15 protein-coding genes are annotated in these 17925 nt (G+C 38.4%); 14 read left to right on the top strand and 1 reads right to left on the bottom strand.

Annotation, left to right across the window (positions count from 1 at the left end):
* Window positions 1–17 precede the first annotated feature (17 nt).
* From tsaE to ABXH06_RS07935, 11 genes are all read left to right on the top strand, one after another.
* A complete protein-coding gene (gene tsaE / locus ABXH06_RS07985) occupies window positions 18–530 on the top strand; it encodes a tRNA (adenosine(37)-N6)-threonylcarbamoyltransferase complex ATPase subunit type 1 TsaE (protein WP_311580595.1) in 513 nt (170 codons plus the stop codon).
* A 13-nt stretch (window positions 531–543) separates the two neighbouring features.
* Window positions 544–1875, top strand: a complete 1332-nt coding sequence (locus tag ABXH06_RS07980) for an N-acetylmuramoyl-L-alanine amidase (protein WP_353517864.1) — start codon at window positions 544–546, stop codon at window positions 1873–1875.
* A gap of 18 nt (window positions 1876–1893) precedes the next feature.
* Entirely contained in the window at window positions 1894–3795 is a 1902-nt protein-coding gene (gene mutL / locus ABXH06_RS07975; protein WP_353517863.1) for a DNA mismatch repair endonuclease MutL, read from the top strand.
* A 39-nt stretch (window positions 3796–3834) separates the two neighbouring features.
* Window positions 3835–4761 carry a tRNA (adenosine(37)-N6)-dimethylallyltransferase MiaA gene (gene miaA / locus ABXH06_RS07970; RefSeq protein ID WP_353517992.1) on the top strand — a complete coding sequence of 309 codons (927 nt, stop codon included), beginning with the start codon at window positions 3835–3837 and terminating at the stop codon, window positions 4759–4761.
* 107 nt (window positions 4762–4868) lie between these two features.
* A complete protein-coding gene (gene hfq / locus ABXH06_RS07965) occupies window positions 4869–5132 on the top strand; it encodes an RNA chaperone Hfq (protein ID WP_311580586.1) in 264 nt (87 codons plus the stop codon).
* Window positions 5133–5165: 33 nt separating this feature from the next.
* Window positions 5166–6452 carry a ribosome rescue GTPase HflX gene (gene hflX / locus ABXH06_RS07960; protein ID WP_353517862.1) on the top strand — a complete coding sequence of 429 codons (1287 nt, stop codon included), beginning with the start codon at window positions 5166–5168 and terminating at the stop codon, window positions 6450–6452.
* 81 nt (window positions 6453–6533) lie between these two features.
* The gene (gene hflK / locus ABXH06_RS07955; protein ID WP_311580580.1) at window positions 6534–7679 is read left to right on the top strand and encodes an FtsH protease activity modulator HflK; all 1146 of its coding nucleotides are present in this window, start codon (window positions 6534–6536) and stop codon (window positions 7677–7679) included.
* A 3-nt stretch (window positions 7680–7682) separates the two neighbouring features.
* Window positions 7683–8570 (top strand): protease modulator HflC, encoded by an 888-nt coding sequence (hflC, locus tag ABXH06_RS07950; protein WP_311580577.1) that lies wholly within the window; start codon window positions 7683–7685, stop codon window positions 8568–8570.
* Between the two features lie 79 nt (window positions 8571–8649).
* Window positions 8650–8838: a DUF2065 domain-containing protein gene (locus ABXH06_RS07945; protein WP_311580575.1), complete on the top strand. Its 189-nt coding sequence runs from the start codon at window positions 8650–8652 to the stop codon at window positions 8836–8838.
* 158 nt (window positions 8839–8996) lie between these two features.
* Entirely contained in the window at window positions 8997–10295 is a 1299-nt protein-coding gene (locus tag ABXH06_RS07940; protein ID WP_311580572.1) for an adenylosuccinate synthase, read from the top strand.
* Between the two features lie 446 nt (window positions 10296–10741).
* Window positions 10742–11986: a malic enzyme-like NAD(P)-binding protein gene (locus tag ABXH06_RS07935; RefSeq protein WP_353517861.1), complete on the top strand. Its 1245-nt coding sequence runs from the start codon at window positions 10742–10744 to the stop codon at window positions 11984–11986.
* 92 nt (window positions 11987–12078) lie between these two features.
* Here the strand turns inward: ABXH06_RS07935 and metJ are convergent, their stop codons facing one another.
* Window positions 12079–12408, bottom strand: a complete 330-nt coding sequence (metJ, locus tag ABXH06_RS07930; RefSeq protein WP_311580566.1) for a met regulon transcriptional regulator MetJ — start codon at window positions 12406–12408, stop codon at window positions 12079–12081.
* A 237-nt stretch (window positions 12409–12645) separates the two neighbouring features.
* Between metJ and metB the strand changes: the two genes are divergently transcribed.
* From metB to ABXH06_RS07915, 3 genes are all read left to right on the top strand, one after another.
* Window positions 12646–13803, top strand: a complete 1158-nt coding sequence (gene metB / locus ABXH06_RS07925) for a cystathionine gamma-synthase (protein ID WP_353517860.1) — start codon at window positions 12646–12648, stop codon at window positions 13801–13803.
* Window positions 13804–13821: 18 nt separating this feature from the next.
* Complete coding sequence (metL, locus tag ABXH06_RS07920; protein WP_353517859.1) at window positions 13822–16272, top strand: bifunctional aspartate kinase/homoserine dehydrogenase II; 2451 nt, start codon at window positions 13822–13824, stop codon at window positions 16270–16272.
* 128 nt (window positions 16273–16400) lie between these two features.
* Window positions 16401–17864, top strand: a complete 1464-nt coding sequence (locus ABXH06_RS07915) for a hypothetical protein (protein WP_353517858.1) — start codon at window positions 16401–16403, stop codon at window positions 17862–17864.
* The last annotated feature ends 61 nt before the right edge of the window (window positions 17865–17925 follow it).

Raw genomic sequence — 17925 nt, 5'->3', positions numbered from 1 at the left:
GGTACTTTTTCATTTTCATGAATAATAATCTAACCACTCACCGTTGTAGTTTTTCACTCGTTGATGAACAGGCAACCGTGGCTATGGGAAAACAAATCGCAAAAATTGTGAAAAGCGAACTTAATCAAGGGATTGTGGTCTATTTAAATGGTGATTTAGGCGCAGGAAAAACCACGATAACTCGTGGCTTTGTTCAAGGTATGGGGCATGTTGGCCATGTAAAAAGCCCTACTTATACCTTAGTTGAGCCCTACGATTTAGTAAACTGGCAAGTTTATCACTTTGATCTTTATCGACTTGCAGATCCTGAAGAACTAGAGTTTATGGGAATTCGTGATTATTTTAATGAAAATTGTTGTTGTTTTATTGAATGGCCAGAAAAAGGCAATGGTCTATTGGCTAATGCGGATATTACCATTAATATGGCCTATCAAGGTGAGCAAAGATTAGTTGAATTTCAATCGCATAATACGCTAGGTAAAAACCTGCTATTAGCGCTTGAGCGTTCAAACATTGATTCGATTGAATAAGAGGTTAAACCAAATGACGCGTGGCGTTATAAGTCGATATTTAAGTGCGTTAATTTTTCTTTACTTGGTTTTGGGAAAATCGATTTATGCTGCGCCAGCTAATAATAGTATTGATGGTATTCGTGTATGGCCAGCACCAGAAAACACCCGTTTAGTCTTTGATTTAAAGAAAACACCCGATTACAGTTACTTCAGCTTGTCAAATCCCCAACGCCTTGTGATTGACTTTCAAGCCACTCAAAATTTAGTCAATCTTCAAGCGCTGGCTAAAAATGATAAAAGAATTACCACCATTCGTACTTCAAAAGCCAAAAATAAAACCTCGACACGGTTAGTTTTAGAATTGCGGGATAAATATAACCTCAATGTTTTTCCACTCGCACCAGCAGGGCAATATGGTAATCGTTTAGTGATTGATTTATTTGATCAAGACCGTGTAACTCAAAGTGTTCAAACAGCTAAAAAAAATGATAAACGCGACATTGTTGTTGCCATAGTTGCTGGTCATGGTGGTGAAGACCCTGGCTCTATTGGCGCAAAAGGTACCTATGAAAAACATGTCACGTTGAACATTGCGAAAAAATTAGCGGCCTTAATCGATAAACAAAAAGGCTTAAAATCAGCGATGATCAGAACCGGTGATTATTATGTAAACCATAATCGCAAAACTACCTTAGCAAGAAAGCATAAAGCGGATTTATTAATTTCAATACACGCGGATGCTTTTACCTCATCAAAGCCGCATGGGGCATCGGTTTTAGTTCAGTCGACGAGACGGGCAAACTCTGAATTTACCCGTTGGATAGCAAATCGTCAGAAAGAGTCAGAGCTATTAGGCGGTGCAGGCGATACTATTAAAAAGACAAAAGACAAAAATTTAGCAATTACTTTAGCGGACATGAAAAAAGAATATACCATGGCGAGTAGTTACGAATTTGCCGAACATGTAATCTCGCAATTGAAAAAGGTAACTAAACTTCATAAGAAAAAGCCAGAAGGTTTGAGTTTAGCGGTTTTAAAATCTTCAGATATTCCATCGGTGTTAATTGAAACGGGTTTTATTTCCAATCCTCGAGAAGAGAAAAACTTAAACTCTTCGGCACATCAACAAAAACTAGCCAACGCTATTTTTAATTCAGTCGATAATTATTTTGCTAACAATGCTCCCGACGGTACTTACTACGCGTCAGTTAGCTATAAAAAACATAAAGTTTCGCGCGGCGAGTCGCTTTCGGTAGTAGCGCATCGTTATAATGTGACGGTAGGTAAATTAAAGGCCGTCAATAATTTAAACTCTAATGTCGTTCGAATTGGACAAACATTGAAAATTCCTCGTGCAGACTAAGGTCTTATTAAGCTTGTTATGACCATTGAAATCCTCCCCGCTCAGCTTGCGAACCAAATTGCCGCAGGTGAAGTTGTTGAACGTCCCGCATCTGTTGTTAAAGAACTGGTTGAAAATAGTTTAGATGCTGGTGCAACTTCGATAAAAATTGATATCGAAAAAGGCGGTGCAAAACGTATTCGAATTAGTGATAACGGTAAAGGCATCGTTAAAGACGAATTAATTTTAGCTCTCAGTCGCCATGCAACGAGTAAAATTAAGAACCTTAATGATTTAGAAGGCATTAATTCATTAGGTTTTCGCGGTGAAGCATTAGCGAGTATTAGTTCAGTTGCACGATTAACGTTAACATCAAAACCACATGAGCAAGACAGTGCCTGGCAAGCGTGTGCACAAGGTCGAGATATGGATGTGGCAATTAATCCTGCCGCACATTCAGACGGCACAACCATAGATGTTTTGGATTTGTTTTTTAATACGCCAGCCCGACGAAAGTTTATGCGTACTGAAAAAACCGAATTTTCTCATATTGAAGAAGTGATTAAACGTATTGCGTTAGCACGGTTTGATGTCGCATTTACTTTAACTCATAACCAGAAAGTCGTACGACAATATCGGTTAGCGACAACGGCAAGTCAGCAAGCAAAACGAGTTGCACAAGTTTGTGGTCAAGCCTTTATCGATAATGCCTTACAGGTTGATTGCCAGCACGATGGGTTAAGCTTAACCGGCTGGATTGCTAATCCACAATTCAATCGCAAGCAAAATGATTTGTGCTATAGCTATGTCAATGGTCGTATGATGAGAGATAAACTGATAAATCATGCGATTCGTCAGTCCTATCATGACATGTTACCAGACAACACTTATCCCGCTTTTGTTTTATTTTTAACGCTTGATGTGCGTGATGTGGATGTTAATGTTCATCCAGCAAAGCACGAGGTGAGGTTTCATCAAGGACGATATGTACATGATTTTATTTATTCTGTTTGTCATCAAGCTTTAATGAATGCACTGCAGCTCCCTCAATATGAACACGAAGGGACTGATGAGGCGGAAAACTGTCATGGATATTCGTTATCACAAAGTGCTGAGCAGCACGTCCCTCCCGTTGAATATTTGCATAATCAGCATAATGCAGCCGTCAATACTGCTAGTGAGCAAGTACAAGAGTATGTAAAACCATTAGCGTATCAAGGCAATGGCAATCGGCCATCATCTAATCAATACTCGTCTCATATAACATCGCCAGCAGCATATAAAGGGAAAGCGCAAAATCTTGAATTGGCCAGCCAAGCCTATCAGCGGTTAATGCAGCCTTTAGCTGAACAAGAGGCAAAAAACAGCGAACATCAAGATAACTCTGTTTTGCCGAAAATAGCTTTACAGTTTGTCGCACCAAGTTTTGCTCTTTATGTTGCAGAAGGAACACCTCGATTACTTTCGCTAGAAAAGCTAGCGGCGAGAATTAATTTACTGAATATTACTAAACAATGGCCTCAAGGATTAACAAGTCAGCCCTTGTTGTTACCCATTAAGTTGAACTTATCAAAAGCGGAAATTGATTTTATTGAAAGTCATAACGACATGTTTAATGCCTTTGGTATGGTAATTCATCGACTTGGACAAAACGCTATTCAAATTAGACAATATCCGGCTATGCTTCGTGAAAAAGATGTCAGTCAAAGTTTTTCGTTGTTTATAAAGCATTTATTTATGGTGGATAAACAGGAATTAGCTTCTGTTGAAGTATGGCAGAATAGTTTTATCCAATTATTGACCTGTGAGTCGTTTGACGAAAATAGCCTACAAGCACTTTACCTTCAGCTTACTCATTTGTGCCCACAAACAATTAATCAAGAATTGGCCTTGAATTCAACAACAATCGACCTTACATCATCAATAGAAAAGTTGAAGTGATTAACTATGTCATCTTTAGAGAGTAACAAAGCGACAGAAATGGCCAAGCAACCACCGGTTATTTGTTTAATGGGCCCAACGGCATCTGGCAAAACAGCTTTAGCGTTTGAGCTTTTTGAACAGCTACCTTGCGACATTATTAGTGTTGATTCTGCGCTTGTTTATCGTGATATGGACATAGGTACGGCTAAGCCAACGACTGAGGAATTAGCAAAGTACCCGCATCGTTTAATTAATATTCGAGATGCGAGCGAAAGTTATTCAGCGGCTGACTTTTGTCAAGATGCGTTGAGAGAAATCGCTGAAATTAGAGCCAAAGGTCGTATTCCATTATTGGTTGGCGGCACTATGATGTACTTTAAAAGCTTAATTGAAGGTATATCGCCACTGCCACAAGCAGATAATGAGATCAGGAAAGGGATTGAGGCAGAAGCAAAGGCAACGAGTTGGCATGCTGTTCATCAAACTTTAGCCGAGGTTGATCCTGAAGCTGGACAAAGAATTCACCCTAATGATCCGCAAAGAATCACTCGGGCGTTAGAAGTTTATCGAATAACTGGTAACACTTTGTCACAATTAACGGCGATAAAAGGTGAGAAACTCTTGGGTGATGTTTTACAATTCGCTATTGCACCAAAAGAGCGAAGTGTTTTACATGACCGCATTGCTTTACGATATGAGCAAATGATTGCTCAAGGTTTTGAGCAAGAGGTCGTTAAACTAATAGCAAGGCAAGATTTACATGAAAATCTGCCTTCAATTCGTTGTGTAGGCTATCGTCAAATGTGGCAACATCTTCATGGTGAGTTTGATCATGATGAAATGATATTTAAAGGGATTTGTGCTACCAGACAATTAGCGAAAAGGCAGCTAACTTGGTTAAGAAATTGGCCAAATTTGCAATGGCTTAATATGGAAAGTAAAGATAATTTACAACAAATTTTGACAGCAGTAAGCAAACTTTAAACATTGATGTATAATTAGATTTATTAGATAGTTAATTGAATACAATTATAAAATAAAGCAGCAATGATTTACTTAATATTCACTAACAATAAAAAAGGGGCCAAATAATGGCAAAGGGGCAATCTTTACAAGACCCATTTTTGAATGCTTTACGTCGTGATCGCATTCCAGTAGCAATATACTTAGTTAATGGCATTAAACTACAAGGACAAGTAGAGTCATTTGATCAATTCGTTATTTTGTTAAAAAATACCGTCAGTCAAATGGTTTATAAACATGCTATTTCTACGGTTGTACCTGCACGTGCAGTGAATACAGCTCCACAACCACCTCAAGCAGGTTTTAACCAATCAATGGATTCTCAAGAGTAATGTTCTTAACTGGTATTGTTAGGATTTGCTCATTTGTTTGATAGGTACCAAGCAGGTGAGCAAGCGATACTTGTTCATTTAGATTTTCCAGATGAAAATGCACGCGAAGATTTACAAGAATTTGAAATGCTTGTAGATTCTGCGGGTATTGAATCTTTATCTGTGATCACAGGTAAACGCAACACACCGCACAGTAAATTCTTTGTCGGAAGTGGAAAAGCACAAGAAATCGCTGATGAAGTTAAGTTACTTGATGCGAATGTGATTTTATTCAATCACAGTTTATCTCCTTCACAAGAAAAAAATATTGAAGCACTTTGTGAGTGTCGTGTCGTTGATCGCACGACATTGATATTAGATATTTTTGCGCAGCGTGCGCGTACACATGAAGGTAAATTACAAGTAGAATTAGCGCAATTACGCCATATTAGTACTCGCCTTATTCGCGGCTGGACGCATCTTGAAAGACAAAAAGGTGGTATAGGTCTTAGAGGACCGGGTGAAACACAACTTGAAACCGATAGACGGTTACTGCGTGAGCGTATGGTGAATATTCGTAAACGTTTAGAAAAAGTTGAAAAGCAACGCCAACAAGGCCGAAGAGCGCGTGAAAGAGCAGAGTTACCGACCATTTCGTTAGTCGGTTATACCAATGCGGGAAAATCAACTTTATTTAATTGTATAACCAAAGCAAAAGTTTATGCGGCTGATCAATTGTTTGCGACGCTTGACCCAACATTAAGACGGATTGAAGTTGAAGACGTAGGACGGGCAATTTTAGCCGATACAGTTGGTTTTATTCGTCATTTGCCCCATGACTTAGTAGCGGCTTTTAAAGCAACATTAACTGAAACTCGAGAAGCAGAATTATTATTACATGTTATTGATATTGCTGATGAACGACGTAGTGAAAATATTGAGCAAGTCCAAGAGGTGTTGAAAGAAATTGATGCGGGTGATGTTCCTCAATTACTGATTTGCAATAAAATTGATAAATTAGAGGATATTGAACCACGTATTGACCGTGATGAAACAGGCTTGCCAATTAGGGTGTGGCTGTCAGCACAACAAGGTATTGGAATTGAGTTGTTATTTGTAGCGCTAGCCGAACGACTAGGCAAACAAATTGTAAAACATAGCTTAAAGATCCCACCTCAATATGGAAAATTTAGAGGGACATTTTATCAATTAAATTGTATTGCTGATGAGCAGTATGATGAACAAGGCAATTGCCTTTTAAAGGTAAAACTTCCCGCGAGAGAGTGGAATCGTTTAGTAAAAAAAGATGAAGCGGTAATTGAAAGCTTTATCGAAAGTTAACAGACTGATATATTAGGCTCAAAATTATTTTTGACTTATTATGTCAATTTCTACATTTTAGATTAGATAGCGGAGAGCAGCATGGCTTGGAATGAACCGGGGAAAGACGATAAAGATCCCTGGAAAAATAAAGGTGGCAAAAATCAAGGTCCACCAGACTTAGATGATTTATTAAAAGATTTAGGCAACAAAGTTGGCGGAATTTTTGGTGGTAAGTCTTCTGGCGGCGGCTCAGGAAAAAGCTTTTCTTCTGTAGGTATTGGCTTAGCGTTAATTGTTGCTGTGCTAGTTTACGCATTCAGTGGCTTTTACACGATAAAAGAAGCTGAGCAAGGCATAGTGTTACGTTTTGGTCAATATTCAGGCACGGTAGAGCCGGGTTTACGTTGGAAATGGACCTTTATCGATCGCATTATCCCTGTTGATATTCAAACCACACGCGATTTACCTGCAGCAGGTTTTATGCTGACACGAGATGAGAATGTTGTGCGCGTTGAAATGCAGATCCAATATCGTGTTGTTGACCCTCGAAATTATGTTTTTAGTGTGACTAATGCTGATGATAGTTTAAGTCAGTCGCTTGATAGTGCGTTACGTTATGTTGTTGGTCACGCAAAAATGGATGATATTTTAACCAGTGGTCGTGAACAAGTTAGACAAGATGTTTGGGCTGAGCTAAACGATATCATCGAGCCTTATAATCTTGGGTTAATAGTTGTTGATGTTAACTTTAAAGATGCTCGTCCTCCTGAAGAAGTGAAAGACGCATTTGATGATGCGATAGCTGCGCAAGAAGATGAAGTACGCTTTTTACGTGAAGCTGAAGCATATGCCAAAGGTATTGAACCTAGAGCGCGTGGCCGTGTTAAGCGTATGGAGCAAGAAGCTATTGCGTATAGAGAGCAAACTGTTTTAGATGCGCAAGGTGAAGTGGCTAAATTTGAAAAGCTTTTACCTGAGTATCAAGCCGCGCCAGAAGTTACTCGTCAACGCTTGTATTTAGCTACCATGGAAAAAGTGTATAGCAACACGAGTAAAGTGATGGTTGATGTCGATGGCGGTAATAATATGATGTATTTACCACTTGATAAAATTATGCAACAACAGAATCAAACTAATAGAATAATTCCTAATGCTTCACAAAGTGTGAACACATCAGGTAATACAGTTAATTCAGCACCTTCAAGCTCAGGTCGTTCAGACCGTTTTAATAACGGGAGAAATTAAGCAATGAAAAACTTTATGATTGCGATAATCGCTGCTTTATTTGTCTTAGTTGTTTCATCAGTGTTTGTTGTTTTTGAAGGTCAACGCGGCATAGTATTTCAATTCTCGAAAATTAAACGAGATGCAGAAACTGGTAACATGATCGTTTTTGAACCAGGATTACAGTTTAAAATACCGTTTATTGAAAATGTTAAAAAAATTGATGCACGTATTCAAACATTAGATGAAGCGCCAGATCGTTTTGTAACTTCTGAGAAAAAAGATTTAATGGTCGACTCTTTTGTTAAATGGCGCATTGTTGATTTTTCTACCTATTATTTACGTACGTCAGGCTCCATTGAAAATGCACGTGCATTATTGAAGCAAAAAGTGAATAACGGTTTAAGAACGGAATTTGGTACTCGAACGATTAAAGAAATTGTTTCTGGTGATCGTGATGATATCATGGCAAAAGCGCTAGAAAGCGCAGCAAGTAGTCGTGAAGATTTAGGTATTGAAGTGATTGATGTGCGTATTAAAGCGATTAATTTACCAACAGAAGTTAGTGCTTCTATTTATGACCGTATGCGTGCTGAACGAACTGCTGTAGCAAAAGAGCACAGATCTAAAGGTCAAGAACAGTCTGAAATTATTCGTGCAACCATTGATGCGAAAGTAACGGTTATGTTAGCAACAGCACAAAAAGAAGCATTTGAAATTCGTGGTGAAGGCGATGCCTTAGCAGCAAAAGTGTATGCTGACACGTATAAGAAAGATGCTGAGTTCTTTAGCTTTTATCGAAGTCTTGAGGCTTATGAAAAAAGCTTTAGCAGCAAAAATGATATTTTGGTTGTTAAACCAGATAACGACTTCTTTCACTATTTAAAAAATAGTGCCAAAGTAAAAGAATAATCGTGATGATTTAAAAACAGAAAACCATGACATTGTCATGGTTTTTTTATGTCAGTAATTCAAGACTAAGGAGCCATAGATGACTATCGAATTATTAGTCACAGCATTAGCGATAGCATTGATTATAGAAGGATTGATTCCGGCATTATTTCCAAATAAATGGCGCGCCTATGTATTAAAATTAGCTGAAGAAACTCCACAATCGATTCGATCAATAGGGATCACAATCATAGTAATTGGATTGATAATTCTTTGGTTACTACATTAACATTTAATGAATGCGATAATTATAATCTAATGCTGTTTAACTAAGTTATTCTCTTTATTTGATATTTTCAAATCGTATTAAAATCCAACAAGAATAGCTTGGACTCATTATTATAATTTGATAGAATCCCCGCCTAATTTTCTTACCAATATGTGAACATGGGTAAAAACGTCGTAGTTCTTGGCACCCAATGGGGTGACGAAGGCAAAGGTAAAGTAGTCGACTTACTGACTGATACAGCTAAGTACGTAGTACGCTATCAAGGTGGCCATAACGCCGGTCATACACTTGTTATTAACGGTGAAAAAACTGTTTTACATCTAATACCGTCAGGAGTGTTACGTGAGAACGTAAAATGCTTAATTGGTAATGGTGTTGTACTTTGTCCGAAAGCATTAATGACTGAAATGAAAATGTTGGAAGAGCGTGGTGTTCCCGTTCGCGAACGTTTGTTGATCAGTGATGCTTGTCCATTAATTCTTCCTTATCATAATGCGCTTGATGCAGCTCGTGAAGCTGCACGTGGTAGCAAGGCTATCGGTACGACCGGTCGTGGTATTGGTCCCGCTTATGAAGATAAAGTTGCTCGTCGTGGTTTACGTGTTGGCGACTTATTTAATGCAGAAACATTTGCGTCAAAATTAAAAGAAATTATGGAATACCATAACTTTGCTTTAGTGAACTATTACAAAGCAGAGCCAGTTAATTATGAACAAGTGCTTGCTGATGTATTAGCGGTACGCGAAGTGATTATTAGTATGGTTGCTGACATTGCGGAATTGCTTGATCAAGCTCGTATTGCTGGCGAAAAAATTATGTTTGAAGGTGCGCAAGGTACGTTACTTGATATCGACCACGGTACTTACCCTTATGTAACTTCTTCAAATACTACTGCCGGTGGTGTTTCAACAGGTTGTGGATTTGGACCTTGTAATATTGATTACGTATTAGGTATCACCAAAGCTTACACCACTCGTGTTGGCTCTGGCCCATTCCCAACAGAATTAGATGACGAAATTGGTAATCATTTAGGCACAGTTGGCCATGAGTTTGGTGCAACTACAGGTCGTGAACGTCGTTGTGGTTGGTTTGATGCGGTTGCTATGCATCGTGCTACTCAAGTCAACAGCGTGACAGGTTTTTGTTTAACTAAACTTGATGTTTTAGATGGTTTAGAAGAATTGAAAATTTGTACTGGATATCAAACTAAATCAGGTGAAATCATTACTGTTCCGCCAACCGCAGCGGAAGGTTATGAAGAAATCACTCCGGTTTATGAATCTATGCCAGGTTGGTCTGAAAAAACCTACGGTGCAACTTCAATTGAGCAATTACCTGCTAATGCTATTGCCTATATTAAACGTATTGAAGAAGTAACAGGTGTGCCGATTGACCTAATTTCAACAGGCCCAGACCGTAACGAAACTATCATTTTGGTTAATCCATTTAGCGAATAGAGTTTTACGCGTTGATTGTTTTTAAAGGCCACTTTTAAAGTGGCTTTTTTTATATCTTTTTATCGAGCGATATAGCCAATTTGTTGAAAGCAGTAGCCTTGATTACCTGCCGTGAAAATCATTTTATACTCTGACGTTTGTTTGATCATCAAAGTATGAATATCGCTAACGTCAATGAAATAGCGCTAATCCGAGCGGATAAAGCAAAAATCCTCGAAGAAGAAAATGAAAATCTAGTGATATGCCTTGAATGTAATAGTGAATATTTATCCAAGTAATGTGTAATTTCTTATATTAGTGGTAGTGTTTATCTAGGCTATAGAGGTATTACCACATAAATTTAGCTTGAGTTCAGGGTAAATAATGCAATATTATGTAAAAGAAAATGAACTAAAAAAACAATAATCTATAATATATTAATATATAACGCACTGGGACTACCAATAATGACTGATTTACGCCAACAGGCACTTGATTATCACCAATTTCCAACGCCTGGAAAAATAAGTGTAGAACTTACAACGGCTGCCGAAACTAGCCTGGACCTCTCTCTTGCTTATAGCCCTGGAGTCGCAGAGCCTGTAAGAGCAATCGCTGATAACCCAGATGATGTTTATAAATATACTGGTAAAGGCAATACTGTTGCTGTTATTACCAATGGTACCGCGATTTTAGGTTTAGGTAATTTAGGTGGCATGGCATCAAAACCTGTGATGGAAGGTAAAGCATTATTGTTCAAACGTTTTGCCAATATCAATTCATTTGATCTAGAAGTAAAGCATAAAACCGTCGAAGAGTTTGTCTCAACTGTGGCAAACATTGCCGATAGTTTTGGCGGGATAAACCTTGAAGATATCAAAGCGCCAGAGTGTTTTGAAATTGAAAAGGCGTTAATCGAGCGTTGTAAAATCCCGGTTTTTCATGATGATCAGCATGGTACAGCCATTGTTACTGCGGCAGGTATGATCAATGCGCTTGAGATTCAAGGGAAAAACATTAAACATGCAAATATTATTTGTATGGGCGCGGGTGCGGCTGCGATTGCTTGTATGGAGCTTCTTATTAAATGCGGCGCGCAACGTGAAAAAATTTACATGTTAGATACTAAAGGTGTTATCCATACCCGTCGTGATGATTTAAATGAATATAAACGATTATTTGCTAACAATACCGACAAACGTACTTTAGAAGATGTTATTGATGGTGCTGATGTGTTTGTTGGTGTTTCTGGCCCTAATGTTTTATCGGCAGAACATGTGAAATTAATGGCACCTAAACCCGTAATCTTTGCTTGTTCAAATCCAGACCCTGAAATCAAACCTGAATTAGCCCATGCCACGCGTGATGATATCATTATGGCAACGGGTCGTTCTGATTATCCTAACCAAGTGAATAATGTACTTTGTTTCCCGTTTATTTTTCGTGGCGCTTTAGATGTGAGAGCAAGGACTATTAACGACGAAATGAAAGTCGCTTGTGTTCATGCCATTCGTGAATTAGCAAAAGAAGCTGTGCCTCAGGATGTTTTAGATGCCAGTTGTGAAAGTACATTAACCTTTGGTAAGGAATACATTATCCCTAAACCGATGGATTCGCGTTTGTGTGCGAGAGTGGCAAAAGCGGTTGCTCAAGCAGCAGTTGATTCTGGGGTTGCAGCGTTAGAATTACCTGAAGATTATATGAATAGCTAACCGTCCTTAAATGAAAAAGCTCAAATAAATAATGTATTTGAGCTTTTGTTGTTTTATCACGAGTGCTCGTGAGTAATAAATTAGACTAGCGATTAGTCATCTTCTATTTCAAATTGGCTAAAATCTGTGACACCTTGTTCTTCTAGTGCTTTACGAACACTGGCTGGTAGCTTCTCAACATTGTCTTTTGCTAAGTCGATATCATCAGGTAATGGTTGCCCGGTAAAGGCATGTAAAAACGCTTCGCATAATAATTCACTATTGGTTGCATGACGAAGATTATTTACTTGACGTCTTGTACGTTCATCCGTCAATACTTTGAGAACTCTTAAGGGGATAGAAACGGTAATTTTTTTTACTTGTTCACTTTTTTTACCGTGTTCGGCATATGGGTTGATATATTCGCCATTCCACTTTGCCATGAATTACCTCTGGTTACTTTTATTATGAGTTTTATGCTTAATTTACGCTGAAAACAGATAAACTATTCATCTTATAGTTTTAAATAGATTTTACTGGTTGTTACCGTCGAGTCAATAACGAATGTGTAGAAGTTTAGATGTCTAAAGTTCTTGACCCGCCAATTTAAAAGATTTAGACTTTTGGACGTCCAAAAGTCTATTTGGTTTTATTGCAGCAAATATTTCACTGAGAGTCATATGAACGATAAAAAAATTGCAACGATTGCAGTACGAGCAGGTATTAACTCTGACGAGCATCATGGTGCTGTTATTCCTGCTATTCATTTGTCGAGTACCTATGCCCTGAAAGGTTTTAATGAGAAGCGACAGTTTGATTATTCTCGTACGGGTAATCCGACAAGAGCAACATTTGCGCAAGCGATTGCTGAATTAGAACAAGGCAGTGTTGGCATAGTCACCAGCACAGGCATGGCAAGTGTGCATTTGATTTGTCAGCTTTTATCTACAGATGACACTGTGGTGATCCCTCATGATTGTTATGGCGGTAGTTATCGTCTATTTACCCATTTAGCTAAACGTGGACAATTTAATTTAATTGTTGTTGATCAAAATGATGAGCAAGCATTAAACGAAGCGTTACAACAAAAACCTAAATTAGTGTTATTAGAAAGCCCTAGTAATCCTTTATTGCGTTTAGTGGATATTGAAAAAATCACCAAAGCTTGTCATCAAGTTGGCGCATTGGTTGCCGTTGATAACACCTTTTTATCACCGGCATTACAGCAACCATTGTTGTTAGGCGCTGATATTGTTTTCCACTCAACCACCAAATATATCAATGGCCATAGTGATGTCGTTGGTGGCGTGTTAGTCACGAAAGATAAAGCGTTAGGAGAAGAGCTTGCATGGTGGGCTAATTGTATTGGCATTACCGGCTCTCCTTTTGATAGTTACTTGGCGTTACGTGGTCTTAAAACTTTGCCTATTCGTATGAGGCAACATCAAGAAAATGCCAACGCAGTAGCTCAATTTTTAAAAGCCCATGCGGCGGTTAAAGCAGTCTATTATCCAGGTTTTTCCGATCATCCAGGTCATGAAATTGCTAAAAGACAACAATATGATTTTGGTGCCATGATGAGCTTTGAAGTGCAGGGTGGCGAAGAAGCAGTGAAAAAACTGTTTGCTAATTTAACCTTATTTACTTTAGCTCAATCACTTGGCGGCGTTGAAAGTTTAATTAGCCACCCATCAACGATGACACATGCCGGGATGGAACTCGCTGCGCAACTTGAAGCAGGTATTACCCAATCATTAGTCCGTATTTCGGTTGGTATCGAAGACAGTGATGACATTATTGAAGATTTAGCAGCAGGTCTTGCCGCTAGTCAATTGTAGAGCAAAAGTGAAAAGAACATGAAACAGTCTAGTGCAGCAGAAAAGTTAACGGCCGATCAAAACCAATTGGCAAAACATGCAGTTCAAGTGCATAAATTTGGTGGTAGTTCGTTAGCATCAGCTCAATGTATTGTGCGTGTTGTAGATATTATTCGTCAGCATTGTCAATTAAATGATATTGTCGTGGTTTCAGCCAATGGTGGAACAACCGACGCTTTATTTGCGCTATATCATCAAGCTATCTTACAGACTGAAACACTCGAAATTTCGCTGCATGATATCAAGTCAATGCAAGCTCAACTTATCAGCGAACTATTATCGCCAAGTAATGAAAAGCGATTATTAACGCAATTAGACGCAGATTGTGCGCAATTAAAAAAATGGTTAGAAAATTCACCACAGCAACATCAAGCTGATATTTTAGCCTTTGGTGAATTGTGGTCTGCGCGTTTACTTTCCGAAGTATTAAGTGAAAAAGTTTGCCCAAGCGTTATGGTAGATTCCCGCGATTTTCTCGTGATTGATAATGACAAGGCTTGTCAGGTAAATACTCAAGTTAGTAAAACGCAATTATATCAATTAAAACAACGTCATAAATTAGCCGTTATCACGGGTTATATCGCGAAAAATAGTCAAAATGAAACTTGTACCTTAGGCAGAAATGGCAGTGATTATTCTGCCACTATCATGGCATCATTAGTTGGGGCTTTAAATGTCACGTTATGGACTGATGTAGATGGTATTTATAGTGCCGATCCTCGGGTGGTTCCGTCTGCAAGAAAATTACACCGTTTGCCTAATGGTGTCGCTAAAGAATTAGGTAGATTGGGTAATCCGGTATTACACGCAAAAACCCTACAACCCTTGACAGATCATAGTACACATTTACATGTTGCGAGTAGTTTTGACCCATCCATTAGTGGCACTGAAATTGGTAAATTTGGTCAAATTGCTAAGCAAGAATTGTCTGTCACATTTTTAAATGATTTATTGTTGGCACAATCGGATAGTTTTACAGGAAACTTAGGTGAACAAGCCCAACAAGAGTTTTCAGCGGTTTGTGGTGATGATAAAGCCGGTTTTATTGTTATTCATCAAGAACAACAAAAGGCGGTGAGCCAGTGGCTTGCTAGCCACGACACGGAAGTGAAATTTACACCCGCCAGTATTTTAGCGACTGTCGGTCATAAAGTGATTCATCATGGTGACGTGCAAGCGTGGTTTAAACGTTCATTAAGGCACAGTAAAACTTTTGCCAGAGTTAACTCGCCTAATGAACATAGTATCATGGCTGTACTTACGCAAGCTTGTACTACTGAGTTATTAAACAATGTTCATCACGACATGACCAAAGATGCTCGCCATATCGGCCTTGTTGTTGCCGGTTTAGGCAATATAGGAGAACGATTCCTTGAGATGTTGCCGGCACAATTAAGTCGAGTGCCAGCGCTTGAAAATGTGCATTTAGTTGGTTTAGTCTCATCTAAAAAAGCCCTGTTCAATAATGACGGTATTGAGGTTAATCAGGCACTGTCCTTATATCAAAAAGATGCACAACCGATTGATAAATCAGAGCTAATGTCCTGGTTAGCTAATCATCCTTATGATGAATTAGTAGTGGTTGATGTTACACCGAGCGAACAATTTAGTTTGTTATATGAAGACTTTTTTAAGCAAGGTATTCATGTCATCGGGGCAAATAAATGGGCCGCTTCTTCTAGTACGGATAATTATAAGACTCTGCTGGCAAGCGCGGCTAAAAGTAAAAGTTTGTGGTTTGGAAATACGACAGTAGGTGCTGGGTTACCAATAAATTATGCGATTAATGATTTATTAAATAGTGGCGATAATATTACTGAAATATCAGGGATTTTTTCAGGGACGCTCTCATGGATTTTCGAAACCTATGATGGCACGTTACCGTTTTCTAAGTTAATGCTGGATGCACTTTCACAAGGTATTACGGAACCTGATCCTCGTGAAGATTTATCAGGCCGTGATGTACAAAGAAAGTTACTGATTTTGGCGCGAGCCGCGGGTTTTGAACTTTCATTAGCAGATATTGAATGTCAAAACTTAGTACCGGATGCATTGCAAACGTTATCCATTCCGGATTTTCTAGCGGCAGCGGATCAATTAGATTCGTTTTTTTCAGAGCAGCTAAATCAAGCGAAAGAAAAACAATGTTGTATTCGCTACATCGCTCGTTTTTCTGTGTCTGAATCAGGCAAGTTAACGGCGAAAGTAGGTTTAGAAGTATTAAGTAACAATGATGCTTTTGCGAGCTTAACACCGTGCGATAATATCTTTCAAATTAAAAGTGGCTGGTATCAAGAGAATCCGTTAATTATCCGCGGGCCAGGAGCCGGTAGAGATGTTACGGCAAGCGGCATACACTCGGATCTTGTCAATATCTGTCAGCGATTAAATACCCGTCAAAGCCAAGTGAAACTTAAAGGGATTGATTAATATTAGTTCTCTTAATGTGCTTGGCGATTTGAATGAGTCAAATAATTTCTTGTGACTTAGGGTAATTTTAACTAGCATGAATGTTATCTGATCCCAGTTTAGGTAACTGACTGTTATAAACTAAAATTATGCCGAACAACGCTAAAATAGATACTCGTTTTACTACTCAAGTAAAAGTTTTACTCGATAAAATATATGGCCGAAGTATATTAAAAGATTCTCTCCTTGAGCGAGCCATCAGCTTTTTTGAATATCAGCCATATAATGAGAGTAAGCTAGAAAAACTAAAACAGCGCATATATGAGCTTAATACGCAAAAAGATGATGAAAAAGTCAAACTTGAAATAGAGAAGACTGAACGTCAATACCGTGAATTTAAACAAGACCTTAAAGATGAAAGTAATGAAAGGCATAAATATCTTTTAACTATTTGTCAGGAAATCATCACGTTAAGCGAGGGAAATAATCAAGCTGAGAGCAATAAAAAGTCTGCTCAACTTTTGGGTACCATTCAGCTGTTAAGTCCTACCGAAGGCAAGAAAGTCGCCAAGGTAAATGAATGTAACAAGCCTTTATATAAGGCTGTTTTATGCTTACGATTGCTTGACAAACTTTGCATAGATAAGTCGCCCATTGTTAATGAAGAGCAAATTAAGTCCTATCTAAGTGATGAAAATATCGCTCAATTTAGTCAATGGCCAGAAACTGATAGTAAAAGTTATCAAGCATTTGTTGATAACGTAAAAATTTCAATTGTAATGGCGGCGCTTTTACAAGATATCGGTCATTTTCATCAAGATGCTCAACATATCGTGAAAGGAGAGGATGGTACACTTGATCCTCATCGAACGTTACTCGTAGAAGATCGAAAAGCTCTGTTGCAAATTAATTATCGTGAAACGATTCGCTTTTTAGTAGAGGGGCTTGGTACACCAACTTATATCGGTAATTCTAAAGCTGATAGAGATAAATTTTACTTCGCTGAACATAAAAAGTTAGTGTTCATCAAACATTTACTAAAGAGCGCCATTACGCCTAAACAAGGTATTGGAAATATCTTAAAAGTCCCACAAATCTACACTTCGATAATCTTGTCGACTAAATCAAGTTATAACTACAAATTGTTACCAAAGGTCTATCAAGCGCTTAACGCCAATGCTGAAAACGGTATTTGTAGCCAAGACGTTGTTGATGCTTTGCGAACCATTACCGGAGATTATCCTCAAGGCTTCGGCATCACCTATATTCCCATTGGCGTGGAAGGTAAACCGGGTGATCATTATGAATACGCTATTGTTAATAATCTTTATCCGGAAAGCCCCGAAACACCTAGTTGTCGTACAGCAACGAGAAATTTAACTTTTCTTGTCCATGGCCAAGATATTGTTATTACCCTTGATATGAACCTTTATCACACCGAAACCGCGCAAAACTTTGCCAATATTAGTAAAGATAGGTTGAACGAAATATTAGAGTTGCTTGCTTCTAATTATAAAGAACGACAAAACCTCGATTTATTGCCAAGGTGTTGGCATGCAGGTGAGTTTTTCTCGATTAAAAACCATCAAAAATTATGGAATAAGAATACTTAAGTGATGGTGACTTAAAGCGTGTTTATACTTAAAAATGCATAAACAACGCGATGTCTATTTT

The organism is Thalassotalea sp. SU-HH00458, from assembly GCF_040362795.1.
In the GTDB taxonomy this organism is placed as follows: domain Bacteria; phylum Pseudomonadota; class Gammaproteobacteria; order Enterobacterales; family Alteromonadaceae; genus Thalassotalea_H; species Thalassotalea_H castellviae.
This window is presented reverse-complemented; position numbering and strand designations above follow the sequence as displayed.

Coding starts and splice junctions, on each gene's coding strand:
- tsaE (WP_311580595.1), top strand. CDS start 18: ATGAATAATAATCTAACCACTCACCGTTGTAGTTTTTCACTCGTTGAT.
- ABXH06_RS07980 (WP_353517864.1), top strand. CDS start 544: ATGACGCGTGGCGTTATAAGTCGATATTTAAGTGCGTTAATTTTTCTT.
- mutL (WP_353517863.1), top strand. CDS start 1,894: ATGACCATTGAAATCCTCCCCGCTCAGCTTGCGAACCAAATTGCCGCA.
- miaA (WP_353517992.1), top strand. CDS start 3,835: ATGGCCAAGCAACCACCGGTTATTTGTTTAATGGGCCCAACGGCATCT.
- hfq (WP_311580586.1), top strand. CDS start 4,869: ATGGCAAAGGGGCAATCTTTACAAGACCCATTTTTGAATGCTTTACGT.
- hflK (WP_311580580.1), top strand. CDS start 6,534: ATGGCTTGGAATGAACCGGGGAAAGACGATAAAGATCCCTGGAAAAAT.
- hflC (WP_311580577.1), top strand. CDS start 7,683: ATGAAAAACTTTATGATTGCGATAATCGCTGCTTTATTTGTCTTAGTT.
- ABXH06_RS07945 (WP_311580575.1), top strand. CDS start 8,650: ATGACTATCGAATTATTAGTCACAGCATTAGCGATAGCATTGATTATA.
- ABXH06_RS07940 (WP_311580572.1), top strand. CDS start 8,997: ATGGGTAAAAACGTCGTAGTTCTTGGCACCCAATGGGGTGACGAAGGC.
- ABXH06_RS07935 (WP_353517861.1), top strand. CDS start 10,742: ATGACTGATTTACGCCAACAGGCACTTGATTATCACCAATTTCCAACG.
- metJ (WP_311580566.1), bottom strand. CDS start 12,408: ATGGCAAAGTGGAATGGCGAATATATCAACCCATATGCCGAACACGGT.
- metB (WP_353517860.1), top strand. CDS start 12,646: ATGAACGATAAAAAAATTGCAACGATTGCAGTACGAGCAGGTATTAAC.
- metL (WP_353517859.1), top strand. CDS start 13,822: ATGAAACAGTCTAGTGCAGCAGAAAAGTTAACGGCCGATCAAAACCAA.
- ABXH06_RS07915 (WP_353517858.1), top strand. CDS start 16,401: ATGCCGAACAACGCTAAAATAGATACTCGTTTTACTACTCAAGTAAAA.